20 protein-coding genes are annotated in these 25419 nt (G+C 58.2%); 4 read left to right on the top strand and 16 right to left on the bottom strand.

What is annotated here, in order from left to right; translation table 11 throughout:
- Positions 1-159: 159 nt before the first annotated feature.
- A complete protein-coding gene (mltF, locus tag ACXX81_RS02965; RefSeq protein WP_209984488.1) occupies positions 160-1620 on the top strand; it encodes a membrane-bound lytic murein transglycosylase MltF in 1461 nt (486 codons plus the stop codon).
- A gap of 82 nt (positions 1621-1702) precedes the next feature.
- Here mltF and ACXX81_RS02960 read toward each other — a convergent pair whose 3' ends face one another.
- The 5 genes from ACXX81_RS02960 to treP form a co-directional block, all read right to left on the bottom strand.
- A complete protein-coding gene (locus ACXX81_RS02960) occupies positions 1703-1978 on the bottom strand; it encodes a PTS sugar transporter subunit IIB (RefSeq protein ID WP_458571187.1) in 276 nt (91 codons plus the stop codon).
- Positions 1979-1980: 2 nt separating this feature from the next.
- Positions 1981-4512: a phosphoenolpyruvate--protein phosphotransferase gene (gene ptsP, locus ACXX81_RS02955; protein WP_458571186.1), complete on the bottom strand. Its 2532-nt coding sequence runs from the start codon at positions 4510-4512 to the stop codon at positions 1981-1983.
- Between the two features lie 34 nt (positions 4513-4546).
- A complete protein-coding gene (locus ACXX81_RS02950; protein ID WP_209984497.1) occupies positions 4547-5767 on the bottom strand; it encodes a maltoporin in 1221 nt (406 codons plus the stop codon).
- A 60-nt stretch (positions 5768-5827) separates the two neighbouring features.
- The gene (treC, locus tag ACXX81_RS02945; protein WP_458571185.1) at positions 5828-7486 is read right to left on the bottom strand and encodes an alpha,alpha-phosphotrehalase; all 1659 of its coding nucleotides are present in this window, start codon (positions 7484-7486) and stop codon (positions 5828-5830) included.
- A 119-nt stretch (positions 7487-7605) separates the two neighbouring features.
- Complete coding sequence (gene treP / locus ACXX81_RS02940) at positions 7606-9048, bottom strand: PTS system trehalose-specific EIIBC component (protein WP_458571184.1); 1443 nt, start codon at positions 9046-9048, stop codon at positions 7606-7608.
- A gap of 253 nt (positions 9049-9301) precedes the next feature.
- Here treP and treR point away from each other — a divergent pair, with 253 nt between their 5' ends.
- A complete protein-coding gene (gene treR / locus ACXX81_RS02935; protein WP_209984507.1) occupies positions 9302-10006 on the top strand; it encodes a trehalose operon repressor in 705 nt (234 codons plus the stop codon).
- Between the two features lie 16 nt (positions 10007-10022).
- Here the strand turns inward: treR and ACXX81_RS02930 are convergent, their stop codons facing one another.
- From ACXX81_RS02930 to ACXX81_RS02880, 11 genes are all read right to left on the bottom strand, one after another.
- Positions 10023-11258 (bottom strand): type II toxin-antitoxin system HipA family toxin, encoded by a 1236-nt coding sequence (locus tag ACXX81_RS02930; protein ID WP_458571183.1) that lies wholly within the window; start codon positions 11256-11258, stop codon positions 10023-10025.
- Positions 11251-11496, bottom strand: a complete 246-nt coding sequence (locus ACXX81_RS02925) for a helix-turn-helix domain-containing protein (protein WP_231423227.1) — start codon at positions 11494-11496, stop codon at positions 11251-11253. The genes ACXX81_RS02930 and ACXX81_RS02925 overlap by 8 nt, the downstream gene beginning before the upstream one ends.
- 1442 nt (positions 11497-12938) lie before the next feature.
- Positions 12939-13127, bottom strand: coding sequence for a hypothetical protein (locus ACXX81_RS02920; RefSeq protein WP_348055983.1), 189 nt, complete (start codon positions 13125-13127; stop codon positions 12939-12941).
- A 291-nt stretch (positions 13128-13418) separates the two neighbouring features.
- Positions 13419-15119 carry an ADP-ribosylglycohydrolase family protein gene (locus ACXX81_RS02915; RefSeq protein ID WP_458571182.1) on the bottom strand — a complete coding sequence of 567 codons (1701 nt, stop codon included), beginning with the start codon at positions 15117-15119 and terminating at the stop codon, positions 13419-13421.
- Complete coding sequence (locus ACXX81_RS02910; RefSeq protein WP_205344668.1) at positions 15116-15775, bottom strand: DarT ssDNA thymidine ADP-ribosyltransferase family protein; 660 nt, start codon at positions 15773-15775, stop codon at positions 15116-15118. Before ACXX81_RS02910 ends, ACXX81_RS02915 begins: the two co-directional genes overlap by 4 nt.
- The gene (locus tag ACXX81_RS02905) at positions 15775-17178 is read right to left on the bottom strand and encodes a UvrD-helicase domain-containing protein (protein WP_458571181.1); all 1404 of its coding nucleotides are present in this window, start codon (positions 17176-17178) and stop codon (positions 15775-15777) included. The genes ACXX81_RS02910 and ACXX81_RS02905 overlap by 1 nt, the downstream gene beginning before the upstream one ends.
- A 627-nt stretch (positions 17179-17805) precedes the next feature.
- Positions 17806-18234, bottom strand: a complete 429-nt coding sequence (locus ACXX81_RS02900) for a hypothetical protein (protein ID WP_458572615.1) — start codon at positions 18232-18234, stop codon at positions 17806-17808.
- A gap of 38 nt (positions 18235-18272) precedes the next feature.
- A complete protein-coding gene (gene guaA, locus ACXX81_RS02895; protein ID WP_003238499.1) occupies positions 18273-19850 on the bottom strand; it encodes a glutamine-hydrolyzing GMP synthase in 1578 nt (525 codons plus the stop codon).
- A 126-nt stretch (positions 19851-19976) separates the two neighbouring features.
- Positions 19977-21446 carry an IMP dehydrogenase gene (gene guaB, locus ACXX81_RS02890; RefSeq protein ID WP_003238496.1) on the bottom strand — a complete coding sequence of 490 codons (1470 nt, stop codon included), beginning with the start codon at positions 21444-21446 and terminating at the stop codon, positions 19977-19979.
- A 105-nt stretch (positions 21447-21551) separates the two neighbouring features.
- Complete coding sequence (locus ACXX81_RS02885) at positions 21552-22100, bottom strand: sugar ABC transporter ATPase (RefSeq protein ID WP_209984525.1); 549 nt, start codon at positions 22098-22100, stop codon at positions 21552-21554.
- Between the two features lie 141 nt (positions 22101-22241).
- Entirely contained in the window at positions 22242-23009 is a 768-nt protein-coding gene (locus tag ACXX81_RS02880) for a sulfite exporter TauE/SafE family protein (protein ID WP_458571180.1), read from the bottom strand.
- Between the two features lie 98 nt (positions 23010-23107).
- Between ACXX81_RS02880 and xseA the strand changes: the two genes are divergently transcribed.
- Both xseA and ACXX81_RS02870 read left to right on the top strand, forming a co-directional pair.
- The gene (gene xseA, locus ACXX81_RS02875) at positions 23108-24487 is read left to right on the top strand and encodes an exodeoxyribonuclease VII large subunit (protein ID WP_458571179.1); all 1380 of its coding nucleotides are present in this window, start codon (positions 23108-23110) and stop codon (positions 24485-24487) included.
- 3 nt (positions 24488-24490) lie between these two features.
- A complete protein-coding gene (locus tag ACXX81_RS02870) occupies positions 24491-25312 on the top strand; it encodes a peptidoglycan DD-metalloendopeptidase family protein (RefSeq protein WP_458571178.1) in 822 nt (273 codons plus the stop codon).
- The last annotated feature ends 107 nt before the right edge of the window (positions 25313-25419 follow it).

Here is a 25419-nt window from a genome sequence, read left to right as displayed (position 1 = left end):
CGGGGCAAAATCCCTGGCGTTGGGCGCAGTTATTTTAACCGTCACAATCGTGCGCCAACCCGCGTTTCTGCGGGCTGCAGCACAGTTTTTGCGGCGCTAGCAGACAAGTGCGCCGCTGTCGAGATATGGCGCCACGGGCCGTTTGCGTATACTGCGCAGATGTTCTCCCCAACTGCTTTGCGCCCGCGATGCGCCAAATGGCTGCTCGCAACCGGACTCTTCCTGATGCTCAGCGCCTGTGTTGACAAACCCAGCACGCTCGAACGAATCAAGGAGGATGGCGTATTGCGGGTGATCACCCGGAACAGCCCCGCTACTTATTTCCAGGACCGCAACGGTGAAACCGGTTTCGAGTACGAACTGGTCAAGCGCTTTGCCGATGACCTGGGCGTGAAGCTCGAGATCGAGACCGCCGACAACCTCGATGACCTGTTCGGCCAACTGGGCAAGCCCAACGGCCCGGTGCTCGCCGCCGCAGGCCTGGTGCGCAGCGAGCCGCGCCAGCAGCAGGTGCGCTTCTCCCATCCGTACCTGGAAGTGACCCCGCAGGTCATCTATCGCAATGGTCAGTCACGCCCGACCAACGCGGCGGACCTGGTGGGCAAGAAGATCATGGTGCTCAAGGGCAGCACCCACGCCGAACAACTGGCGGCGCTGAAAAAACAGAACCCTGCCATCGAATATGAAGAATCCGACGCCGTCGAGGTGGTCGACCTGTTGCGCATGGTGGACGAGGGGCAAATCGACCTGACCCTGGTGGACTCCAACGAAGTGGCGATGAACCAGGTGTACTTCCCCAATGTGCGCGTGGCCTTCGACCTTGGCGATGCCAGCAACCAGAGCTGGGCCGTGGCCGCAGGCACCGACAACAGCCTGCTTAACGAGATCAACAGCTACCTCGACAAGGTGGAAAAGAACGGCACCCTGCAGCGTCTCAAAGACCGTTATTACGGGCATGTGGATGTACTCGGCTATGTCGGCGCCTACACCTTCGCCCAGCACTTGCAGCAACGCCTGCCCAAATACGAGAAACACTTCCGGGCCTATGCCAAGGAAGAAAAGGTCGACTGGCGGCTATTGGCAGCCATCGGTTATCAGGAATCACTGTGGCAGCCGGCCGTCACCTCCAAGACCGGCGTGCGCGGCCTGATGATGCTGACGCAGAACACGGCCCAGGCGATGGGCGTGTCCAACCGCCTGGATGCCAAACAGAGCATCATGGGCGGCGCCAAGTACCTGGCCCGGATCAAGGATGAGCTGGACGACAAGATCGCCGAGCCGGACCGTACCTGGTTCGCCCTCGCCGCCTACAACGTGGGCACCGGCCACCTGGATGACGCGCGGATCCTGGCGAAGAAGGAAGGCCTGAACCCGAACAAGTGGCTGGACGTGAAAAAAATGCTGCCGCGCCTGGCGCAAAAGCAGTGGTACAGCAAGACCCGCTACGGTTATGCACGCGGCGGTGAGCCGGTGCACTTCGTGGCGAACATCCGGCGTTACTACGACATCCTCACCTGGGTGACCCAGCCGCAGCTTGAGGGCAACCAGGTGGTGGAAGGCGACCTGCATGTGCCGGGCGTGGACAAGAGCAAGCCGCCGGAAGACAACCCCAAACTCTGAGCACAGTACAAAACCAATGTGGGAGGGGGCTTGCTCCCTCCCACACTTGGATCTCCATTGCTGGCTGGATCTGCATTCGGGCTTAAAGGCCGGTGATCAGGTGTACGACACCGTCTGACAACACCACCGCTGGCACCCCTGCCGCCTTTAACGCCGCCTCATCCAACCGCCCCGCCTCCCGCAGTTGCACCCTCACCCGCGTCAGCGCCACCCGTTGCTGCGACTTGAGGTTATCGGCCCCGCCCAATGCACTCAGCACCTCGGCCGACAACAGCCCCGGTACCGGCGCGGCGTCCGTCTCGGCGATCAGGTCCGGGGTCAGCGCCTTCCAGAACGCCTGCTTCAGTTTATCCAACATGCTCAGTTCTCCCGCACAGGTGAGGTGTCGACGCTGGCCGCGTGAAATTGGCGCAGGGCCTCGCGCACATGGGCGGCCTCTTCCAGGCCCAGCACTTGGCGGGCGATAAGCTGGCAGTCGGTCAGCGCCCGCTCACGCACTGTGGCCTTGATGGTGGGAATAAGCGGCACGCTGACCGACAGCTCGTCCACCCCCAGGCCGATCAACAGCGGTACCGCCAACACTTCGGACGCCAATGCGCCGCACACGCCTACCCACTTGCCGTGGGCATGGGCGGCCTTGACGGTGCTGGCGATCAGGCGCAGCACTGCCGGGTGAAAGCTGTCGGCCTGGCGGGCCAGCCGGGGGTGGTCGCGGTCCATGGCCAGGGTGTACTGGGTCAGGTCGTTGGTGCCGATGGAGAAAAAATCCACATGGGGCGCAAACACATCCGCCATCAACGCGGCGGACGGCACTTCGATCATGATGCCCAGCTTGGGCAACTCACTCAGGCCCAGCGCCTGCGCCTCCTCCTCCAGCATCTTGCGCGCCAGGTGCAGCTCCGACAGCAGGCTGACCATCGGCAACATGATATGCAGCCGCGCCAGCCCGGCACTGGCGAGGATCGCTCGGAACTGTTCGCGCAACAGCTCGGGACGCTCCAGGCACAGGCGAATGCCGCGTAAACCCAGAAACGGATTGGCCTCCGCTTCCATTGGCACATAGGCCAGCGGTTTGTCGCCGCCAACGTCAAGGGTGCGCACCACCAGGCTGCGCTCGGAACCCAGGGCACGGGCGATGGCGCTGTAGGTGTCCGCCTGTTCCTCGGGGCCGGGCGCGCGGTTGCGGTCCAGGTAGAGAAACTCCGAGCGCAGCAGGCCGACGCCCTCGCCGCCCAGCGTCAGGGACTGCTGTACCTCCTGCAACGAGGCGACGTTGGCGGTGATGTCGATGCGGTGCCCATCACGTGTTGTGGCAGGCGCTGACGCCTGCGCCATGTCCCGCTCACGCCGCTGCAGTTGCTGTTCGCGCTCGGTTTGCAGTGCTTCGATTTCGGCCAGGTCAGGCGCCAGGTGCAACTCGCCCTTGTCGGCGTCGAGCAACACCTGCATGCCGTTGGCCAGGGCCAGCACCTGCATCGGCACGCCACACAGTGACGGCAGGCCAAGGGCGCGGGCCAGGATCGCGACATGGCTGGTGGCACCGCCGCCGACGGTGACAAACCCCAGCACTTTGCCGGTATCCAGGCTGGCGGTTTGCGACGGGGTGAGCTGCTCGGCGATCAGGATGGCGCGCTCGGGCAATTCCCAGGCGCTGTCCTGAACGCCCAGAATCAGCTTCAGCACACGCCGGCCGACATCGGCCAGGTCCGTCGCCCGCTCGGCGAGCAGCGCATTGCCCATGCCGAGGAACAGTCTGGCGGTTGAGGTGGTGGCGTAGTTCCAGGCGTACCCGGCGCTTTTGCCCTTGCTGAGCAGACCATGGGCCTGCTCCAGCAGGGTGGGGTCGTCGAGCAGTTCCTGATGGGCGCGGAAAATCTGCGCCTGGGCACTGCCGGCCGCCTTGTCCTGGAGCGCCTGCAAGGCTTCGGCGGCGGCCAGCAGCGCACGGGTGAGCGTTGCGTGTTCGGCCGAGGTGCCGGCGCCGTTTTCGGTGATGTGCAGCGCCGGTTCAGCCACTTGAAACACTTGGCCGAACGCCGAACCCGGTGACGCGCACACGCCGCGCAGCAAGGTCGCCGACGCATCGGGCGTGGCCGCTTGCGCTGGCTGCGGCGCAGTCTCGACGGTCTCGCCGCAACCCTGCGCCAACAAGGTGACCAACGCCTTGATCGCCGCGTCGGCATCCTCCCCTGTCGCGCTGACCTGCAAGGTATCGCCCTGCACGGTTTGCAGCGCCATGATCGCGACCAGGGACTTGGCGTTGGCGCTTTGGGTTTGCTTGTGCAAGTGAACGGTGGCCTTGAAGCCTTTGGCCGTCTGCGCCAGCACCGCCGCCGGGCGCGCGTGCAGACCGTTGGCATTGGGCAGGGCCAGCGGCTCGGAGAACACGGCATTGCCCTCGTCCCTGCCGATTACCTCGTCTGCGTCGGCGGGCGACACCTGCATCAGTGGCTGTCCCACCGCGACCGTGTCGGCGTCCGGCGCCAGCAGCACAAACGGCTCGCCGCTCGCCACCAGCACCAGCGTGAGCAAACTGCGGGCATTGAGCGCCACGTAATCGGCATCGAACTCGATCAGTGCTTGCCCGGCCTCCACCCGCTGGCCCTCCACGACCAACCGGGTGAAACCCTTCCCGGCCAGGTGCACCGTGTCCAGGCCAATATGCATCAGTACCTGCACACCGTTGTCGTCGGTGACGCTGACGGCGTGCCCGGTGTCCTGGATATTGCTGATGACCCCGGCGAACGGCGCGCAGAGGGTTTGCGAAGTAGGGTCGATGCACAGCCCATCGCCAATCATGCGGCTGGAAAATACCGGGTCGGGTACCTGCTCCAGCGCCAGCAGCACCCCGGACAGGGGCGCCAGCAGTTCCAGGGGTTTGGATAGGGTCATGCCTTCACCTGTTGTTTTTTGAGTGGGTCCGCGTTCATTTCCACCAGTATTCAACCTGCACCCCCACGTTCGAACCATGCTGCGCGCTGCCGTAGGCACCGGTGTCGGACAACGCCGAACCGGCCGCCAGTTCATTCGCCGCACGCTTGGCCGCCGCGTTCCAGGTCGCATACGTGTAGTACAAACGCACCTCCGGCCGCGCCCAGAATTCCGGGCCCTTGGGCGACCAGGTCGGGGCGAAGGTGAATTTGCTCAGCTTGCGCGTCCCGCCGGCGGCGTCGACCTGATCATGGCCGAGTTCGGTGACCAGTTTGAATTGTTCAGTGAGCGCATACGCGGGGCGCACGCCGATGGACATCCAGGTCTGGTCCTGGCTGCCGGGGCGAATGTCCTTCTGGTACACCGCCTCGACCTGCCCACCGAAACGCGGAGTCACCTGCCAGTCGAAGAACTCGACGGCGCGGTAACTTTTGCTGCTCTTGTCGAGAAAGGTGTTGCCGGTGTAGCCCAGGCCCGTGCCGGGGCCTTCGCCGTATTGCAGGGCTAATTTGTTCTTGCCGCCCAGAAAGCCCGTTTGCACATGCTGCGCCGTCAAGGCCCAGCCGCTGTTGGTGTCGCGCCCACCGGCCCTGGCGATGTAACTCAAGCCCAACTCCAGCTCGCCGCCGGGATTGGTGTTGAAGCCGGCGACGTTGAAGTCGTGGCGGGTGGCGTATTCCTTCTGGTACAGGTTGTCCTTGCGCGACAGCGCGTAGCTGTACTTGAGGCCGCCGATCAGCACGTCCTCGATACCGCCGCCGGTGGCGCTCTGGTTCCAGTAGTAGAAGTCGGAAATATGGATGTCGTTACGTTTGTAGTAACGCCGCCCGGCCCACAGTGATCCGCCGTTAAGGGCGGGCAGGTTGGACCACTGCGCATACAACTGCGGCATGCGCGCCGAGCCGTTGTCTTCGCCCTGAAACGTGAGGGCGCGGTCATATTTGTTGTACAGCGACGCCATCGCATCGACGCTGAGCACCGAGCCATCGTCGAAGGTCAGCAGGTCCTGGCGCAGTTCCAGTTCGCCGTATTGCTCGCATTCGTTGCCCAAGCGGTATTTGGTCTGCGCACCCGGCAGTTGGAAGCATTGCTGCTTGCCACTGCCCGTAGACGTCCCCACGCCACTGCGCAAATAACCGGAAAACTCCAGCGCCTCGGCGCCGAACGGCAGGCCCAGACAGGAAGCAACGAGGCCCAGCTTTATGGTTGTTTTCATGACGCACTCCACTCATTTTTTATTATGGTTTTGAAGCGCCCCCGCATGCCCATGCAGGGGTTACAACGAGGCTGATTCCTTGAGGTGCAGCACAAAGGATTCATAAGGACGCAACGCCACAGAGCCCGTAAGCGCCGGGCAATCGGGGTAGTTGCTGATCAGCAGGCGTTGCTCGCTCGCCGCATTGATCACGTACTCAGGCAACTGGATGTCGCAGGGCTGGCCGTAAAAATTGTTGACCACCAGCAGGCGTTCGCCGTGGCCTTCACGCAGGTAGGCCCAGACTTGCCGATGGCCTTGCAGCAACTCGCAGTAAACGCCTTCCTGGATCAGCGGTTCGCGGCGGCGCAAGGCGATGAGTGCGCGGTAGTGATGCAGCACCGAGTGCGGGTCATCCCGCTGGCAGTCGACGTTGATCTGCGCCGCATTGGCCGGGATGCCGATCCACGGTTCGCCGCTGCTGAAGCCGGCGTTCGCCGCGCTGCTCCATTGCATTGGCGTGCGCCCGTTATCGCGGGACTTTTGCATGATCGCCGCCATGCTCGACGCCTCGGACTCACCGGCGTCACGCTTGAGGCGGAAGATATTCAGGGTCTCCACATCGCGATACTGCTCGATCCGGTCGAACCCCGGATTGGTCATGCCCAGCTCTTCGCCCTGGTACACAAACGGCGTGCCCTGCAAAAAGTGCAGCGCGGTGGCGAGCATCCTCGCCGAGACCACGCGATGTTCGCCGTCGTCACCAAAGCGCGAGACCACCCGCGGCTGATCATGGTTACACCAGAACAGCGCGTTCCAGCCGCCGCCGGCCTGCATGCCCAGTTGCCAGTCGGAGAAAATGCGCTTGAGCTGCAGAAAATCGAAGTCGGCCTGCACCCACTTCTGCAGGTTGGGGTAGTCGACTTTCAGGTGATGAAAATTGAAGGTCATCGACAGTTCTTTCGACTCCGGCCGCGAGTAGCGGATGCAGTGCTCGAGGCTGGTGGATGACATCTCGCCGACGTTGATCAGGTGGTGGCCTTCGAAGACTTCGCGGTGCATTTCCTGCAGGTACTGGTGCACGTTCGGGCCGTCGGTGTAGAAGCGCCGGCCGTCGCTGCTGTCTTCGGGGAAGTCGGCGGGCTTGGAGATCAGGTTGATCACGTCCAGGCGGAAACCGCCCACGCCCTTGTCGCGCCAGAAGCGCATCAGCTTGAACACCTCGGCGCGCACTTTGGGGTTGTCCCAATTGAGGTCGGCCTGGGTGTGGTCGAACAGGTGCAGGTAGTACTGCCCGGTCTGCGCCTCGTACTCCCAGGCCGAGCCGCCGAACTTGGATTCCCAATTGTTCGGCTGGTCGCGCCAGATGTAGAAGTCGCGGTACGGATTGTCGAGGCTGCTGCGCGCCTGCTGGAACCATTCGTGCTCGATGGAGGTGTGGTTGACCACGATATCGAGCATCAACTTGATGCCGCGTTTGGCCGCTTCGCCAATCAGCAGCTCGCAGTCGGCCATGGTTCCGTAGCTGGGGTCGATGGCGTAGTAATCGCTGATGTCGTAGCCATTGTCGCGTTGCGGCGAGCGCAGGAATGGGGTGATCCACAGGCAGTCGACGCCCAGCCACTGGAGGTAATCGAGCTTGTCCACGATGCCGAGCAGGTCCCCGGTGGCGTTACCCGCGTGGCTGTGGAAGCTTTTGGGGTAGATCTGATAGATCACCGAGTGTTGCCAGTTTTGCATGGTGGGTTCCTTCAGTAGAATTTTGTGCCGTAGATGAGGGACTCATTGGGAGCAAGCCCCCTCCCACACTTGAACTGCATTCCAACTGTGGGAGGGGGCTTGCTCCCGATAGCGGCAGGTCAGGCAACCCTGTACCCGGGCCGAACGATCTTCATGCTCAACACGCAGGTCAAAACAAACGGCACGACCATCGCGATCACCATGCCCACCACAAACACCGGGATGGCACTCGGCACGATCGAGATAAACCCGGGCAACCCGCCCACGCCGATGGCCGACGCATGGACCTTGTTCAGCGCGAGGAAAATGCTGCCCAGGGCCGAGCCCAGCAGCGCTGCATAGAACGGAAACTTGAAGCGCAGGTTCACACCGAACATCGCCGGCTCCGTGATGCCGAAGTAGGCGGAAATCGCCGAGGTCGAGGCCATGCTTTTGTCCCGCGCGTTGCGGGTCATGTAGAACACCGCCAGCGCGGCGCTGCCCTGGGCCAGGTTGGACATGACGATCATCGGCCAGATAAAGGTGCCGCCCTGGGTGGAGATAAGCTGCAGGTCGACGGCGAGAAACATGTGGTGCATGCCGGTGATCACCAGCGGCGCATAGAGCAGGCCGAAAATCGCGCCGCCGAGCATGGGCGCGATCTCGAACAGGGTGACCAGGCCTTCGGTGATCAGGATGCCGAGGTGACGCGTCACCGGGCCGATGATCGCCAGGGCCAGCACGCCGGTCACCACGATGGTGGTGATCGGCACCACCAGCAGTTGAATGGCATTCGGCACCCGCGCGCGCAGCCATTTTTCGATCACGCTCATCACAAAGGCCGCCATCAGGATCGGCAGAATCTGCCCCTGGTAACCGACCTTTTCGATCCGGAACCAGCCGAAAATATCGAAGTACGGCAGGCTCTGGCCGTCGAGCCCGGCGACGGCCTTGCCGTAGTTCCAGGCGTTGAGCAGATCGGGATGCACCAGCATCAGGCCGAGCACGATGCCGAGAATTTCACTGCCGCCGAACCGCTTGGCCGCCGACCAGCCGACCAGCGCCGGCAAGAACACGAACGAGGTGTTGGCCATCAGGTTGATCAGGCTCCACAGCCCGTCCAGGTTCGGGTAGGCCTCGAGCAGGGTCTGGCCCTCGATGAACATGCCCTTGGCGCCCATCAGGTTGTTAATGCCCATCAGCAGACCGGCGATGATCAGCGCAGGCAGGATCGGCATGAACACATCGGAGAACACCCGCACCAGACGCTGCATGGGGTTGGTCTTGTCGCCGCCGGCCTTCTTCACGTCGGCGATGGTCGACGCCGCCAGGCCGGTCAGTTCGCGCAGGGCGGCGTAGACCTTTTCCACTTCGCCGGGGCCGATCACCACCTGGAACAGGCCACCGGTGAAGAACGACCCCTTGACCAGATCGACCTGGTTTAAGGCGCTGACCTTGACCAGGCCGGGGTCCTTGAGCGCCAGGCGCAGGCGCGTCACACAGTGGGCGGCTTGCTCAAGATTGTCGCGCCCGCCGAGGTTGTCGAGGATCTCGCGGGCGATGCTGGAATAGTCGTGGCTCATGCTTGTGGTATCCACTTTGATTTTTTTATTGGGGGGCAGCCATTGGCAGCACGCCGAGAACAAACCTACTCGTACAGACGAGTTATAGCAATAACTCGTCTGTACGAGTTACATAATGTTTGATTTTCCGAATTTGTAGTCAGGCATTTCTGATCATCCGCCCGCGTCCAATGGACAAACCCCACCTCTGCCACTAAGGTTCCTGCCTTGAACGCGCCGTTCACCTTCATAAAGCCGGCACAGAGCCATCCCCATGAGCAAATACAACCAGATCTATACGGATCTGCTTGCCAGCATCACCACCGAACGCCTGCAGCGCGGCACGCGCCTTCCCTCCGAAACCGAATTGATGGACAGCTACCAGGCCAGCCGAGGTACCGTGCGCCGCGCCATCGAGCAATTGCAGGAGCGCGGATTCGCGCAAAAAATCCACGGCAAGGGCACGTTCGTGCTCTCGCCCAACCCCATCGAGTTTCAACTGGGCGGCATCGTCAGCTTCCATGAAACCCACGCCGATCTTGGCGATGACGTGCACACCGACGTCGTCGAGTTCACCCAGTTGCCGCTTGAAGGCTCACTGCTGCAACACTTCGAAGCCGAACCCGGCACGTTGATCACCCGCATCAAACGGGTACGGCGCATCGGCGGCAAACGGGTGATCCTCGATATCAACCACTTCATCGCCGACCTGATCCCGGGGCTGGATCGCTCGATTGCCGAACAGTCGATCTATGCGTTTATCGAAGAAAAGTTACAGCTGCAGATCAGCTACGCGCAGCGCACCATCGAAGCCCTGCCCCGCAGCAAGGACGACCAGGCGCACCTGGACCTTGATGGGCAGAGTCATGTGATTGTGGTGAGTAACCAGACGTTTTTGCAGGATGGACGGCAGTTTGAGTACACCGAGTCGCGGCATACGTTGGATAAGTTTTATTTTTCGGATGTGGCGCGGCGGTGAGCGTAACCCGGGAGGATCACTGCACTGCGATACTCTTCGCCAGTCCTGCTGCCCAGGCAGCGCTCATCCTCTCCCCTACCACCTCGAACTCTGGGTGAGTGCGTCGGTATTCGGAAAGCTCCGACATCGCGCGGGTCATGCCGTCATGCACCCTGGCCAACAGTTGGTTGCACCGAGACTCTGTCAGCCCGCACGAACTTCGCCCGAACTGGACCAGCATCTTGCGCTTTGGCCAGGCCTTGGAACCGCCGAGCAGCAACCCCATGATGTCGTTGTTGCTGTACACCGTGGTGGTCACCAGATCGTAAGCAGGGGCGAGCCAAACGTCCGCGTCCTCGGCGCAATTCTCATACAACAGACCGAAGTTTTTCAGGTGCGCATCGCCGTTCTGGATCCCGGCAGAAAGCGCCACCATCAGAAAGAAATCTTCCAGTGCCCTGGTGACACGATTGGGCGTGACAAATGACCTGATCAGCTTCGCACACCCCTGATAGCTGCCGTCGTATTTCCTGGCGGTTCCCCATCCCGATAGAACGCACATGTCCTCAAATCCGAGGTAGGCGCTTGCACCAATGTCGAACCGTTTCACCACCAGGAACTTCCCCTGCTGGCTGAGCTGAAACTCAGGCACCTCCAGGCCGCAATGAAACGCGGCCCGCATGCAGAAAAACTCATTGGCAGCCAATTGTGAAAAGTCAGATTCATTGAACGCCTTCACCAGATGCGTGGCGCCCTTGTGCGTGAGACGCTCAATGCCAGGGGTTGTATCGTCAAAATCACGTACCAGCACCTTGGGTTGAACACCCGACACCCCGGAATAGGCCGCATAGGTTTTCAGAAGATCATCAAACAGGTCTTTCGCCCCGTCATAGACCAGCAACTCTGAGAGCTTGACCCCAGGCAGGGACTCGTCACCCGCACCGTGGGCAACGCTGACACGACCAAGCTGGTGCGGACCCACGATACCCAGCAGGGTAAAGTCGTCAAAGCCGCGTACCGACTTGTTGAAACGTCGCACAAGTTCGTTCTTGAGATGCCCTTCGGGGATATGCATCTCGAACAACGGGTGGACTCCATACTTCCAGTTGTAGCTCTCCAAGCGCACGGGCATGGTCAAGGAAACAGCATTCTCTTGAGCAACCTCTTCGTTATACGAGAACACTGAATCACGCCGGTCTTCTTCACCGCGCCCGAGCGTTCCAGCAGACATGCCACCAGCGCCGATATACAACCGGTCACGTTGACTAGTCATGGATGCCCCCTGATTTCAGTTCATCGAGAGTCTTGCGATGATGCCTTGGTACGGCAGTCAACTGATAGCCCAATCCCTCCAGGATCGCCGCGACCTTACGAATCCCGACTTCCGGGATGGTGTCGTTCTCGATTCCCGAGATAGTGGCGCGACTCATGCCGTGCCGCTGCGCGAGTTGGGCCTGTGAAAGACCGGCGGCCTTGCGCAGACTTTTGATCAGCGTACCTAAATCGGCCATATCAAAATGCATCCCATACAATGCAAAAATAAAAAATAGCGAGCTAATGCACTATATACGATGCAAAAAACTTCGAATAGCGCTTTATGTTGATACTCTTCTCGATTGAAGGCTGACATCCCGAAAATACAAAACCCCGGTACCAGGCCGCAATGCTGTTCACTTAAGAAAAAACGGCGCTTACCCCGAAATGGGAAAGCGCCGTTTTCTTGAGTTTCACCTCAGTACCAAAGATCAAAAACCTTCGGTCTGTGGCTTAAGTGAACAGCATTGCGGCACCAGACCGGGGTTTTGTCATCAACACTCACCTGCTAGCGCAGGATCATTTCCACTCAATCATCAACAGATCGCAGATCCGAATGGTTATAGGGATCAGCGGTGATCAACACCGGTCTTTACCGTCGTTTTTACCGTCGCACACACGCAGCTTTATTTACTGCGGGAGCTGGATCGATTTACCAGATAGTGACATCTCGACCTAATGGCCAATCACTTCCATGATACCCCTCATGCCCTTCTGCGTGACATCGTCGACACGAAATGGCTCACTCCATCGATGACAATGGGATTATTTCCCTCTGGTTCCTGGTACGTTCAGGGCTTCGTGAGATGACCGCGACATAACCAAAGAGACTGTACTTCTCCTTGATCCTACCAAGAAGACCGATCCAAAGCTGATGACGTTCGATGAGGAAGGGCTTCCGATGCCTTCAGATCCGAACAACGCTATCATTCGGAAGCGCGTTGAGACAACGATTCACTACTTGTATCTAGATAGCCCCCGTTTGGTAGCAGCGAGAAAAAGGAGGTGGCGCGAGATAAATGATTGGATCGAGACCTATAGAGAGGTTTGCCCGGCTACGATTGAAGAATGCACCCCAGCGGACTATATCCGTTTCCAGAACTTGATCGATCGACTTCAATCGCTTTCTGGGCCTGATGCAGCCTTTGCAGCAACCGCTCGAGCGTGCTTAAAAGCGAACGCATTGGAGCAATTTCTACAGCTCGTGGAAGAGTCACCGACGTAGAGTTTCCTGTCGGAAGCCAGCGGTGACGCCACCACAGTCTCAACATGGATTGGCTAGAACAGAGGATCTTTCAAGGAACCCAGTGCTGAGTTTCTCTACGGGACCTGAACGTGAATATCAATGCCATTATCAGGAGAATTGATCGAGCCAGACCAATCTACCCAATCAGCCAATGTTGGAAAGAGCACCCGTTGGTGCGCTTGCTATGAAGCTATCAGAAAGTCTCAGCCCTAGAATGCCAAAAGCCCGCAATTACGCGGGCTCCAGGGCATTTCTTGCTAGATCATGCCGGACAATGCCGGACGTCCAATCATTCCCACTCTATTATCAATAGAGGGCCGAAGCCCTTGGATCTAGGGCGCACAAAGGCGACAATAATTTTAAAACCATGGAAAATACCATACTAGTTAAAAATCAATCTTTATGGCCTGTGTCGTTATGAACCATCTTCAGCAAGGCGACGCCAGTGGAGAGTTGCCGCGTCAGCACGGCCAGTTCGCCAGCGCAGCCCTCACGACAGACCTCTGCATGCAATTCAATAGCGTACGTGGGATCAGCCCGGAAAACCTCGGCCATTGCTTCATCGTGACTACGATCTTTCATATCACCCCCAACAAGCAATGGTTTCGAGCTTCTAGTGCATTTTTTGATCAAGCAAGACTTTTCGTCAGTAGAGCCTGAGGTGGCTGTGAGTGTGGCTAAAAGCCTGATCATGATTCAAAAAGCCCGGAAAAGATAAAAACTACTTTACTCACCACTGAACCCACCTTGCCCAACTCTACTTCGTACTCAGATCCTTCACCACTATTTAACGCAGTGAGCCACGATGCAGCTGCATTTCAATGCAATGCATCGCGAGGCATTAAATATGAGTCTCAGATCATTAGCATTCTCTCATTTTCGGCGTTTATTTCTGGCGATTCTAGCCTTAGCTACAATTGCCAAAAGGGTCATGGCCGACTCGATCGAGGAAGTCGCATCGATCCGAATTTTAAAAATCTTACCTATTGTGTGGCTATCAAAATTTGATGAGATTATGATGTCCGATTCGGCATCAAGATCATTTAAAAATACATCTTCGCACGGTTTTTCTTGTGCTGGCTGAGTATTTCCAAGTTCGAAATTTAATTCAGGTTGCTGAACATTAAATTGAGAGTCAGGCGCACTTCGGCTTGGTGGCATATTGGAAGGCGCGTTTGGCTTCGGAAGTTGATCTATGCCGACAACATCATTTATGAAAGCTTTTCTCTTAGCAAGAATTGTCTGGCCAAATGGCAGTGTGGACCATTGCCACACGTGATCCCCGAAACTGTATTCGTCACCATAAGTTTCCAGCGCACCAAGTCCGGCAATTGCGAGCCTATCTTCATATACGCGAATGGATGCACCTTGATTGACAGGAGGATTCCATCGCCCAATGTCAGGGTAAGAAAAGCTTGACTGAGGATTTCCAATGGCGATGTTAGCAAGACGTGTCGCGTCAGAGATAATGTAATCCGAATCTTGAATATTCCATATTGGGGAGCGACCTGCTATAGCCCCCAAAAGCGCTCCGGCCATAGTTGCAATAGTATCCGTGTCGCTCTCAAGCACATTGGCAGACAACACAAGCGCTTCCTCTATGGGTTCAGAGCGATACAGATAACTCAGCACCGAAGCGGCTAGTGCTGTTTTAAACCCAGATCCACGGAACCGATCTGTCAAACACCCAATAGATGAAATTGCTGATTTATATGCAGAAACTGGATTATCGTTTATCGCCTCAGAGACTCGGCTAATATCATGCAGCGCCTCGCCACAAAACCTGGACATGGCTTCTTCTAGGGTATTTTTTGTTTCACGCTCCCAAGAAGCGAGCCAAAAATCTACTAGCTGGCTGTCCTCGCGGATTATCTTCGGCAACTCTAGAAATTGTTGAGCAATTTCTTTCCAACTAGAAGGGCCAGGAATAGAACCTTCTTGCAGCGTTTCCTTTAGGACAAGAGCATGAAATACAGCGCCGCAAAAACCATGAGGATGACCATGGGTTGTGATGGCATCTCTAAATACGTTCAAGAGCATCTCTTGATCATCACCTTTCGATGACCATACGTGCGGCTGAATTCTCATCGCTGCTCCGTTACCACCACTTTGTATATAACTCTGTGCGCCTTTCACATAGAAATTTGAAAACCAATTAACGCCTCTACGTGAAAGATTGAGAGCTGCTGCTTTTGTGCCTAAACCTGCACCCAATGCGTAAGTAGGCCAAACAGGTAGTTCAATTTTTGCAAATGTCTCAACATCAAACACTCCATTTCCTCGAATGGAGCGTGATACTGCAAGGCGCAGCTGAGTGTCGTCAGAGTAGGTTCCCGCAGGCAGAGCGACTTTGGGACCATTACGACCAGCGATCAATCGCTGCCAGGCGACTGGTTGCTTCACCTCAGTTGACCCAGTCCGGTTCTTAACACCAGCAGGCCCATGCGAAAGCTCTGTAATCCAACCTAGCGCGTCGCCAGCAGCAGCCCACAAGGCTGACTCAACAACGGTCTGTGTGAAGGCGTGAGACTGTCTGAGATCAGAAGCTTTGCTTGCGGATAGTGGATTGCTCAATTTTTCACTCCTTGGAACTTTTGGGGATTTATTTGGACATCGACATCAGTGTGCCCAAACTCCCCTAGCCAACCTATGACTGTATCATGGCAGGTTTCGTCTAATACGTATATACAGCGTAAATATCGAATTGGAAGTGCACGTGGATAGAGTACTTCCGCCTGCTCACATGTAGGAAGATGCTCAGCTCGTCTTAGGCGACACGCACTCCAACTTGGTGGTTTTCGCCTTATCACAGGTGCAAACAAACCATTAAACCCTTCCAGTCCTTTTTTTCTTATACAGTAATCGTAAGAATTATTAGTTGTAGCAAAATACACGCCATCGTCAGCCATTGCAGCGACATCAAAGGAAAGAATACCCCACCAAACATCCGCATTGAGATGCCAACCCTGAGAAACCTCAAAATATCTTCTATTAATCTCTGAAATTGATAGATTTACAAAATCAATCCAATGCTCGCTCTTATCAAAAAAATCGCTTTCTTCTGGGCGATTTGTTGAATTGCAATGCAGGATGTATTTGAGATTATCTTCTTGTCTTACACGATAACGAGAAAGCAGATAGCCAGAATCAAGCGTACCTACAATTCCTCGATTGGTTGTAAAATGAAGAAGCTCAACAATACCACGCCTCTTAATTTCTTCAATAAGCATTACACATCAACCTCAGCATAGGTGCCTACTTCAAAGAACTGGATCAGTCTCGACTCTTCTCCAGGCTTGTAACCAACGAAGACCGCTTTTCTCGCTCGGGCTACCGCAATAGCGAGCAAGCGACGCAGAACAAGAAGCTGGTCGCCTTTATCTTCCTCAGAAAACTCCGTATTTCTTTGATTGAAACCCAGGATAAAAACGTAGTCGAACTCTAGGCCTTTTGCTGAATGAAAAGAGCATGTGGCCACGTTTTCTTGACCTCGAGGCCATTCTCGCTCTCTGGTAATATTGGCATAAGGAATACGTGCACTATCTAAAGAAGCACGAATGGTATCAAACCATCCGCCACCTAGTGGTTTGAGAAATGCGACCGACTCCTCTTTGAGATTAATTTTACGGCACATATAATCTATAGCCCAGTCTATTTGGCGCTGATATTTCCCTTTTAGTATGAGAGGTAGAGGCCCGGTCTCTGTTGCTGCATGCAGATTAGGCATGGCACCTTCCCCATCTACAGTTACTCCCGCAAGAATTCCAGCCGCGAAAGCAGCGATTTGTTGAGTATTACGATGATTATTGCGAAGGTTGGTAATTCTCTCAGAGCGAACTTCATACCCTGCCTCTGCCCATGCCCAGCCCCTAGCATAAACACGCTGAACCGTATCAATCACAAATGTCACGGTGTGATCATCAGCCAAATGATGCTTTATTGCTCTAAGCTGAGTAGCTGAGAAATCCTGGGTCTCGTCGACAATTACAATGTCGTAGCCGATCGGGCTTATATTTCTTGCCATGAAGACTGCAAGTTGATTCCAGTCTATTATATTATTCTCCCGAAGCCATGCATGATAAGGCTCAATAACTTCATCAAGAATTTGTTGCCGCGTAGCTTTGGGGACTCGCGGCATCTGGCCTCGCCCAGTTCGGTCTGCATCTAGATAACTATTAAGCCGCTCCGGCTCAAAGCGACCTAGAATGTAATTGCATTCGTTAACGACATATTGAGGCGAAAGATTCTTAATCTGAGTTGCGAATGCATATAGAACCCCCTCAGCTTTTTTTTGGTCGCCTAGTTGATAGCCGAGTCTATTTAGAGCCCAGCGACTAAAAGTTTCTATTTCTAAGTCGATTTTGAATTTGGGGTCAGGCTGTTGGCGTGCTAGCTCTGAAACATATCCAGCAAGCGTCCGGTTGAACGTGAGAATCAAAATCTTTATAGGTCGATCCTCCTCCTGACGCACAAGTCGACCGTTGAACATGTGAGATAGCGATTTCAGTCTAAGGAGGGCGGTTGTAGTTTTTCCGCTTCCGGCTGCGCCGCAAATAACTTCTACGCCAAGCCTGTTCTGACTCACAAGAGCTCGTTGCTCCGGAGAGGGTCCGACCGGTGGGAGTGTTTTCATAGATGACATCCATTTCGTTAGAGCTAGGCATTCTGCCTGAACAATATCATTATGACATCAACCCTCCGTCGAACCGGTCCTCGCTACGGAACTCACTCCCGTTGCCTCTCTCATACCGCCACACCGCTGTGACACGGGATCTGTGAAGCGCCTCTCGTTGCTTGGTGCAATGCGGTATTTCCTCCCGAAAAATGATGGGGCTCGTTTTGTCGCGCATAGTCGTACGTCGCGCGCATGACTCACACGACCGCGATAAAACCTTTTCGATCGTTCGAAGAACCTGTATCCCCCGCGAACCAGTAGTATGTCAGGTCATTTGCCACCGTGGCAGGCGGCTCTTTATTCTCAACAATTATGACCTAGACACCGGGATCAATTGCCGTAAGCGAACGCCAGAAAGCGGACTACATACCTGCATCGATTGGCCCATCTTTGGCGCCTCCGGGTTTTCCTTTTTTATAGCTCGTCAGAGGTAAGTCAATAACGACGACACCCGGATGAGGCAAATCGTTGATCTTGCAGAAGCGGAGCAGTCCGATGGTGAACGCGGTATGCAGAACCGCTCGTACACCTTTACCGTGGGATTGCCGAGACTGGCCGTCTACGATGATATCGAACTCCTTCTGATCAAACTCGACGCGTCCCTCTCCCCTCCATTCCCATTCTGAGAGCACTGCTTCGATTTCTTTGCACAGGCCTCGTAAAGCTGTACAGCCCGTCGCGGTCGTTCACTTTGTAGAGTTTTTCTGTCGGTTTGAGGTTGCGCAGCTTGGTATCGGTCAACATGGCAGTTATGGATTCCATGGAAAAAATACCATGCTCAGAAAAGCACTCATGCACCACGTTAAAACCCAATGAAACCGGGCTAATGATGAAATTTGATACCATGCCCTTCCCTACTAAGGCGACATGGTATCGAGCACTAAGCATGGCATTTGGCTCAGTCAATGCCCCGTACCATGCCACATAAACACGGTGCTTGGCGATGCACAAAGCTGCCAGAATTTGCCAGACCCAAAAAGCCAAAAGCCCGCAATTACGCGGGCTCCAGGGCATTTCTTGCTAGATCATGCCGGACAATGCCGGACGTCCCATCATTCCCACTCAATCGTCGCCGGCGGCTTGCTCGACACGTCATACGTCACGCGCGAGATACCCTCAATCTCATTGATGATCCGCCCACTGACCGTCTCCAGCAGCTCATACGGCAGGTGTGCCCAGCGCGCGGTCATGAAGTCGATCGTCTCCACGGCACGCAGTGCCACAACCCACGCATAACGACGGCCATCGCCTACCACGCCCACCGATTTCACCGGTTGGAACACCACGAACGCCTGGCTCACCTTGTGATACCAGTCAGCCTTGCGCAGTTCTTCGATGAAGATGTGGTCGGCGCGACGCAGCAGGTCGGCGTATTCCTTTTTCACTTCACCCAGGATACGCACGCCCAGGCCCGGGCCCGGGAATGGGTGGCGGTAGACCATGTCGTACGGCAGGCCGAGTTCCAGGCCGAGGCGGCGGACTTCGTCCTTGAACAGTTCCCGCAGCGGCTCGACCAGCTTGAGGTTCATTTCCTCGGGCAGGCCACCCACGTTGTGGTGGGACTTGATCACGTGGGCCTTGCCGCTCTTGGCGCCAGCCGACTCGATCACGTCAGGATAGATGGTGCCCTGGGCGAGGTATTTGATGTTGTCCAGGTGTTTGGCCTGGGCATCGAAGACGTCGATGAAGGTGCGGCCGATGATCTTGCGCTTCTTCTCCGGGTCGGACTCGCCGGCCAGGTTGTCGAGGAACTGGTCCTCGGCGTTGGCGCGAATCACTTTGACGCCCATGTTCTCGGCGAACATGGCCATCACTTGCTCGCCTTCGTGCAGGCGCAGCAGGCCGTTGTCGACGAACACGCAGGTCAGCTGGTCACCGATGGCTTTGTGCAGCAAGGCTGCTACCACGGAGGAGTCGACGCCGCCGGACAGGCCGAGCAGCACGTTGTCGGTGCCGACCTGGGCGCGCACGCTGGCGATGGCGTCTTCAGCGATCTTGGAAGGGGTCCACAGGGCTTCGCACTGGCAGATGTCGAGGATGAAGCGCGACAGGATGCGCCCACCCTGCTTGGTGTGGGTTACTTCCGGGTGGAACTGCACGCCGTAGTAGCCGCGCTCGTCGTTGAACATGCCGGCAATCGGGCAGCTCGGGGTGCTGGCCAGGATATGGAAGTCTTCCGGCAGTTTGGTGACCTTGTCACCGTGGCTCATCCATACATCGAGGCCGAACAGGCCGTCGGCGTCGATGTGGTCTTCGATGCCGTCCAGCAGGCGGCTCTTGCCGACCACGTCGACGCGGGCATAACCGAATTCACGCAGCTCGGACCCTGCCACCTTGCCGCCCAACTGCTCGGCCATGGTCTGCATGCCGTAGCAGATCCCGAAAACCGGCACGCCCAGGTCGAATACCGCTTGCGGGCAGCGCGGGCTGTCGGCTTCGTGCACGGACTCGGGGCCACCGGCGAGGATGACGCCTTTGGGCGCGAAGGCGCGGATCGCGTCGTCATCCATGTCGAACGGGTGCAATTCGCAGTACACGCCGATTTCACGCACGCGGCGGGCGATCAGTTGGGTGTACTGGGAACCGAAGTCGAGGATCAGGATGCGGTGGGCGTGAATGTCGAGGGCCATAGGAGAAACTCTGAAGAGCAGTTGCAAGCTTCAAGCTGCAAGCTGCAAGTAATCGGGGGCTGCGCGGAAGCTGCATCAACACAGCCCCGCTTGCAGCTTATAACTTGTGGCTTTTAGCTGTCGGCATCAGCCGACCCGATAGTTCGGCGCTTCCTTGGTGATCTGCACGTCGTGGACATGGGACTCAGCCATGCCGGCGCCGGTGATCCGTACGAACTCTGGCTTGGTGCGCATTTCTTCGATGTCGGCGCTGCCGGTGTAGCCCATCGAGGAACGCAGGCCGCCCATCAGTTGATGGATGATCGCACTCAGGCTGCCCTTGTACGGCACACGGCCTTCGATGCCTTCCGGGACGAGTTTCTCGGCGCCTGCCGAGGAGTCCTGGAAGTAACGGTCGGACGAGCCCTGCGCCTGGGACATGGCGCCCAGCGAGCCCATGCCGCGGTAAGCCTTGTAGGAACGGCCCTGGAACAGCTCAACCTCGCCCGGGGCCTCTTCGGTACCGGCGAACATCGAGCCCATCATCACACAGGACGCACCGGCCACGATGGCCTTGGACAGGTCACCGGAGAAGCGGATGCCGCCGTCGGCGATCAACGGCACACCGGTGCCTTCGAGGGCTGCGGCGACGTTGGCGATGGCGCTGATCTGCGGCACGCCCACACCGGCGACGATCCGCGTGGTGCAGATCGAACCAGGGCCGATACCGACCTTGACCGCGTCGGCGCCGGCTTCGGCCAGGGCCTTGGCCGCAGCGCCGGTGGCGATGTTGCCGCCGATCACCTGCACGTCAGGGAAGTTCTGCTTGACCCAGCGCACGCGGTCGATCACGCCTTTGGAGTGACCGTGGGCGGTGTCGACCACCACCACGTCAACGCCGGCAGCCACGAGGGCCGAGACGCGGTCGCCGGTGTCTTTACCGGTACCGACCGCCGCGCCGACGCGCAGACGACCCTGGTCATCCTTGCTGGCCAGCGGGTAAGCCTTGGCTTTTTCGATGTCGTTGACGGTCATCATGCCCTTGAGAGCGAACTTGTCGTCGACGATCAGCACGCGCTCGATGCGGTGCTTGTGCAGCAGCTCGCGCACATCGTTCTTGTCGGCGCCTTCCTTGACGGTGACGAGGCGCTCTTTAGGCGTCATCACTTCACGGACGGTGACTTCAAGACGGTTCTCGAAACGCACGTCACGGGAGGTGACGATGCCGACCAGGTCGCCATCGTGCAGCACCGGAACGCCGGAGATGTTGTGCATGCGGGTGAGGTCGAACAGGTCACGCACGGTGGCGTCAGCTTCGATGGTGATCGGATCTTTCACCACGCCGGCTTCGTAACGCTTGACCTTGCGCACTTCGGCAGCCTGCTGCTCGATGGTCATGTTCTTGTGGATGATGCCGATGCCGCCTTCCTGGGCCATGGCAATGGCCAGACGGGCTTCGGTGACGGTGTCCATGGCAGCGGAAACCAGGGGAATATTCAGCTCGATGCCACGGGTTAGGCGGGTCTTGAGACTGACTTCGTTAGGAAGCACCTCGGAATAACCGGGCACTAGGAGAATGTCGTCGAATGTCAGAGCTTCTTGGCTGATACGCAGCATCGCGGGGGCTCCCGAGCGGGAAAATGGAAGCGCGCCATTATACTCAGACACCCCTCAGGTCTCAATGTAAAACTCTGACATATTTGGGAATACGGATAGGAGGGGTTACAGCTCGACCCTGACCCAGGCGATCTTCTGGTCCAGCCAATCGGCGAACTCATCGATAAAGCTCTGTTTGAACCCCGCCTCCGCCCAGTTGTTGAAGATGAAACCCAGGTTGGAAAACCCGCATTCCTGCAGGAACAGAAAGCCGTTGATGTCATCTTCATGCCCACACAGCGGGCAGGTGAAGTTGTCGGTGTGGCCGGGCATCCAGTCTTCCAGGCTCTCGAACAGCGCCTCGCCGATCTCCTTGAGGCATTGCGGGCAACCGGCTTCTTCGAGAAAGCCCTTGGCCGGGGTATAGATACAGCGTTTGTAGATGATCTCCAGCCCGTTGATCGGCTCGTTGAACGGCAGCGCTTCGGGGTGCAGCACCACGGCGCGGGCGCCGTCGGCCAGGCCGTAAGCCATGCGGTTGCCGGTGCGGCCACAGGTGGTGAGTTCTTCCTTGATGATGTTCTTGCGCACCAGCCAGCGCACGATCGCCCGTGCGCGGGGTTCGTGGACGGGCAAGGTGGAAATTTTCGGGACAAGGATGCTTTGGGAGTTCATTGGAGTCCTGCGGTGTGGCGGCTGGCGCCATCGGGAGCAAGCCCCCTCCACCTGTTGATCGGTAAATGCATTCAAATGCGGGAGGGGCTTGCTCCCGATGAGGCCCTGAAGGCAGGCAGCTTAATCCCTGCCCCGCACAGGTCAAGTGCTCAAATACCGCCCGATCAACGCAAGGCCGCTCGCCAGCACCAGCCACGTCACCCCCCTCACAAACGCCTCGCGGGACAGGCGCATGGTCAACCGGCGCCCGAACCACAGCCCCAATCCCATCGCGGGCAACAGACACAGCGCCAGCAGCAACAGCGGCCAATCCGCATAGACCCCGGCCAGCAGAAACAGACTCAAGCGCACCAGCGTACTCGCGCTGATCAGCGCACTTTGAGTGGCCCGCGCCTGTTCCTTGGGCAGCCGGCTGTTCAGGTAGATGGCATATAAAAAGCCGCCACTGCCGAACAACGCGCCGAACAGCCCACCGACAGTGCCCATAGGCACCGACCAGCCCGCCGCCAGTTGGGTCGGACGCGCCTTTATCAGGAGGCTGTAAATCGCGTACGCGCTGATGAACAGCCCCATCAACAGCAGCAATAAATCCGAATGCAGGTTGAGCAAAAACACCACACCCAGTGTGCAACCAATGGCCATGCACGGCAGCAGCCGCAACAGCTCCGCCGTGTTCACCTCGCGCCGGGTGTGCAGCAGGCCGCCGAACGCGGCGACAAAATCCAGCAGCACCAGCAGCGGGATGATCTTCGACAACGGCATGAACAGCAGCAGAATCGGCCCCGCGATCAGCGCCGTGCCGAACCCGGCGATGCCGAACACGACGTAGGCCAGCACCACACCCAGGCCAATGACCAGCCAGTCCATCCCGTTAAAAGACCAGTGGTTCAACAGTTCGATTGCAGTCATGCAGGCTCCTTGCTCATTGCCGCCCCTCAGCATAGTGCAGCCGCTCATGTGCACAAGGCCGTGGTGATTGCCCCGGGAATACCTATAAACTGCCGCCCATGATTAAAGACCCGTTTGCCCGCCTGGGCCTGGACCGCGAAGTCCTGACTGTCAGCCAGCTCAACGGCCGCGCACGCGTGTTGCTGGAAGACGTGTTCACCAACATCTGGGTTGAGGGCGAGATCTCCAACCTCGCCCGCCCGGCCTCCGGCCATGTGTACTTCACCCTCAAGGACAGCGGCGCGCAGGTGCGTTGCGCGCTGTTTCGCAACAATGCCGCGCGGGTGCGCCAGGCATTGAAGGATGGCCTGGCGGTGAAGGTGCGCGGCAAGGTCTCGCTGTTCGAGGGCCGTGGCGACTACCAGTTGATTCTCGACACGGTGGAGCCGGCCGGCGACGGCGCGTTGCGCCTGGCGTTCGATGCGCTGAAGGAAAAGCTCAGCGCCGAAGGCCTGTTCAGTACCGAGCGCAAAGTGCCGCTGCCGATGCATCCACGGCGCATCGGCATTATCAGTTCACCCACCGGCGCGGTGATTCGCGACATTATCAGCGTGTTCCGCCGCCGGGCGCCGAACATAGAGCTGACCCTGATTCCCACCGCCGTGCAAGGTCGCGAAGCCATCCCGCAGATTGTGCGTGCACTCAAGCGCGCGGACGCGCGCGGGTTTGACGCGCTGATCCTGGCCCGGGGCGGCGGTTCGCTGGAGGACCTGTGGTGCTTCAACGAAGAAGCCGTGGCACGCGCGGTGGACGCATGCGTCACACCTATCGTCAGCGCGGTCGGCCATGAAACCGACGTGTCGATCTGTGACTTCGTCGCGGACGTGCGCGCCCCTACCCCCTCCGCCGCAGCCGAATTGCTTGCCCCCGACGCCAGCCACCTGGTGCGTCAGGTGGAAAACCTGCATCGCCGCCTGGTGATGCTGATGCGCAACCGCCTGCGCCATGACCGCCTGCGCCTGGAGGGCATGGCCCGACGCCTGCGCCATCCCGGCGAACGCCTGCGTCAGCAGGCTCAGCGTCTGGATGACCTCGATATGCGCCTGCGGCGCGCCTTCGAGCGCAGCCTCAATACCCGCCGCGAGCGCCTGATTCGCCTGGAGACGCGCCTGGCCGGCCAGCACCCGGGCCGCCAACTGGCCCTGCTGCGCCAACGCCTGGACAGCCTGGCCGAACGCCTGCCCCGCGCCATGCGCGAAGGCCTCAAGGCACGCCGTCTGCAGTTGCAAAGCCAGGTGCAGACGCTGCAGGTGGTCAGCCCGTTGGCGACGCTGGGCCGCGGCTACAGCATTCTTCTGGACGAGCGCGGCCAAGCCATTCGCAATGCCGCGCAAACCCACACCGGCCAGCGCCTGACCGCACGCCTCGGTGAAGGCCAATTGCAAGTGCGGGTGGAAGACAACCACCTCACCCCTGTCACCCTTTCGCTACTGGATTGATCGATGCCACGTCTTCTGAGCCTGCTGATGCTGTTGTGCCTCGCGTGCAACGCCCACGCCGACAGCTACATCACCCGAACCCTGAACAAACCGGTGCCCGGCGGCGTTGCGGTGGTCGACCTCGGCCCTGCGACCGCCGCGCCGAAAGCCAGCTACCAGGGCAAGCCGGTGCTGGTGGTGAAGGAGCAGGACAACTGGCTGGCGATTGTCGGCATCCCGCTGACGGTCAAGCCGGGCAACGAGCGCATCAGTAGCGGTGGGCGCAGCCTGCCGTTCATCGTGGGTTACAAGAAGTACCCGGAACAGCGCATCACCCTGAAAAACAAAAGCCAGGTCAACCCCGAACCCGCGCAGCTCAAGCGCATCGAGGGTGAACTGGCGGTGCAGCTCAAGGCCTATCGCAGCTTCAGCCCCACGGTGCCGAGCAATCTGGTGCTGGACAAACCGGTCAACGGGCCGCTGTCCAGCCGGTTCGGCGTGCGCCGTTTCTTCAATGGAGAAGAACGCAACCCCCATTCGGGCCTGGACTTCGCCGTACCGGCCGGCACGCCGATCAAGACGCCCGCCAATGGCAGGGTGATTCTGGTGGGCAACTATTTCTTCAACGGCAACACCGTGTTCGTCGACCATGGCCAGGGCTTTATCAGCATGTTCTGCCACATGTCGAAGATCGATGTGAAAATCGGCCAGCAACTGGTGCGCGGGGCGGTGGTGGGCAAGGTCGGGGCGACGGGCCGGGCGACCGGGCCGCATATGCACTGGAATGTCAGCCTCAACGATGCGCGGGTGGACCCGGCGATCTTTATCGGTGCCTTTGAGCCGTAGTCAGCCTGCGAGACATTTTTTTAGCCCTTGAAGCAGCAGGGCTCTCCAGACTACGGAGTGCTTCAGCATGCTCTTACATTTACTGCGGAACCCCGACACGCCGAAAG

It is taken from the genome of Pseudomonas sp. GNP013, assembly GCF_054343995.1.
This window is presented reverse-complemented; position numbering and strand designations above follow the sequence as displayed.

Bases quoted from the DNA above. Each gene is read 5' to 3' on its own strand.
- mltF (WP_209984488.1), top strand. From the start codon at position 160: ATGTTCTCCCCAACTGCTTTGCGCCCGCGATGCGCCAAATGGCTGCTC.
- ACXX81_RS02960 (WP_458571187.1), bottom strand. From the start codon at position 1,978: ATGTTGGATAAACTGAAGCAGGCGTTCTGGAAGGCGCTGACCCCGGAC.
- ptsP (WP_458571186.1), bottom strand. From the start codon at position 4,512: ATGACCCTATCCAAACCCCTGGAACTGCTGGCGCCCCTGTCCGGGGTG.
- ACXX81_RS02950 (WP_209984497.1), bottom strand. From the start codon at position 5,767: ATGAAAACAACCATAAAGCTGGGCCTCGTTGCTTCCTGTCTGGGCCTG.
- treC (WP_458571185.1), bottom strand. From the start codon at position 7,486: ATGCAAAACTGGCAACACTCGGTGATCTATCAGATCTACCCCAAAAGC.
- treP (WP_458571184.1), bottom strand. From the start codon at position 9,048: ATGAGCCACGACTATTCCAGCATCGCCCGCGAGATCCTCGACAACCTC.
- treR (WP_209984507.1), top strand. From the start codon at position 9,302: ATGAGCAAATACAACCAGATCTATACGGATCTGCTTGCCAGCATCACC.
- ACXX81_RS02930 (WP_458571183.1), bottom strand. From the start codon at position 11,258: ATGACTAGTCAACGTGACCGGTTGTATATCGGCGCTGGTGGCATGTCT.
- ACXX81_RS02925 (WP_231423227.1), bottom strand. From the start codon at position 11,496: ATGGCCGATTTAGGTACGCTGATCAAAAGTCTGCGCAAGGCCGCCGGT.
- ACXX81_RS02920 (WP_348055983.1), bottom strand. From the start codon at position 13,127: ATGAAAGATCGTAGTCACGATGAAGCAATGGCCGAGGTTTTCCGGGCT.
- ACXX81_RS02910 (WP_205344668.1), bottom strand. From the start codon at position 15,775: ATGCTTATTGAAGAAATTAAGAGGCGTGGTATTGTTGAGCTTCTTCAT.
- ACXX81_RS02905 (WP_458571181.1), bottom strand. From the start codon at position 17,178: ATGAAAACACTCCCACCGGTCGGACCCTCTCCGGAGCAACGAGCTCTT.
- ACXX81_RS02900 (WP_458572615.1), bottom strand. From the start codon at position 18,234: ATGCCCTGGAGCCCGCGTAATTGCGGGCTTTTGGCTTTTTGGGTCTGG.
- guaA (WP_003238499.1), bottom strand. From the start codon at position 19,850: ATGGCCCTCGACATTCACGCCCACCGCATCCTGATCCTCGACTTCGGT.
- guaB (WP_003238496.1), bottom strand. From the start codon at position 21,446: ATGCTGCGTATCAGCCAAGAAGCTCTGACATTCGACGACATTCTCCTA.
- ACXX81_RS02885 (WP_209984525.1), bottom strand. From the start codon at position 22,100: ATGAACTCCCAAAGCATCCTTGTCCCGAAAATTTCCACCTTGCCCGTC.
- ACXX81_RS02880 (WP_458571180.1), bottom strand. From the start codon at position 23,009: ATGACTGCAATCGAACTGTTGAACCACTGGTCTTTTAACGGGATGGAC.
- xseA (WP_458571179.1), top strand. From the start codon at position 23,108: ATGATTAAAGACCCGTTTGCCCGCCTGGGCCTGGACCGCGAAGTCCTG.
- ACXX81_RS02870 (WP_458571178.1), top strand. From the start codon at position 24,491: ATGCCACGTCTTCTGAGCCTGCTGATGCTGTTGTGCCTCGCGTGCAAC.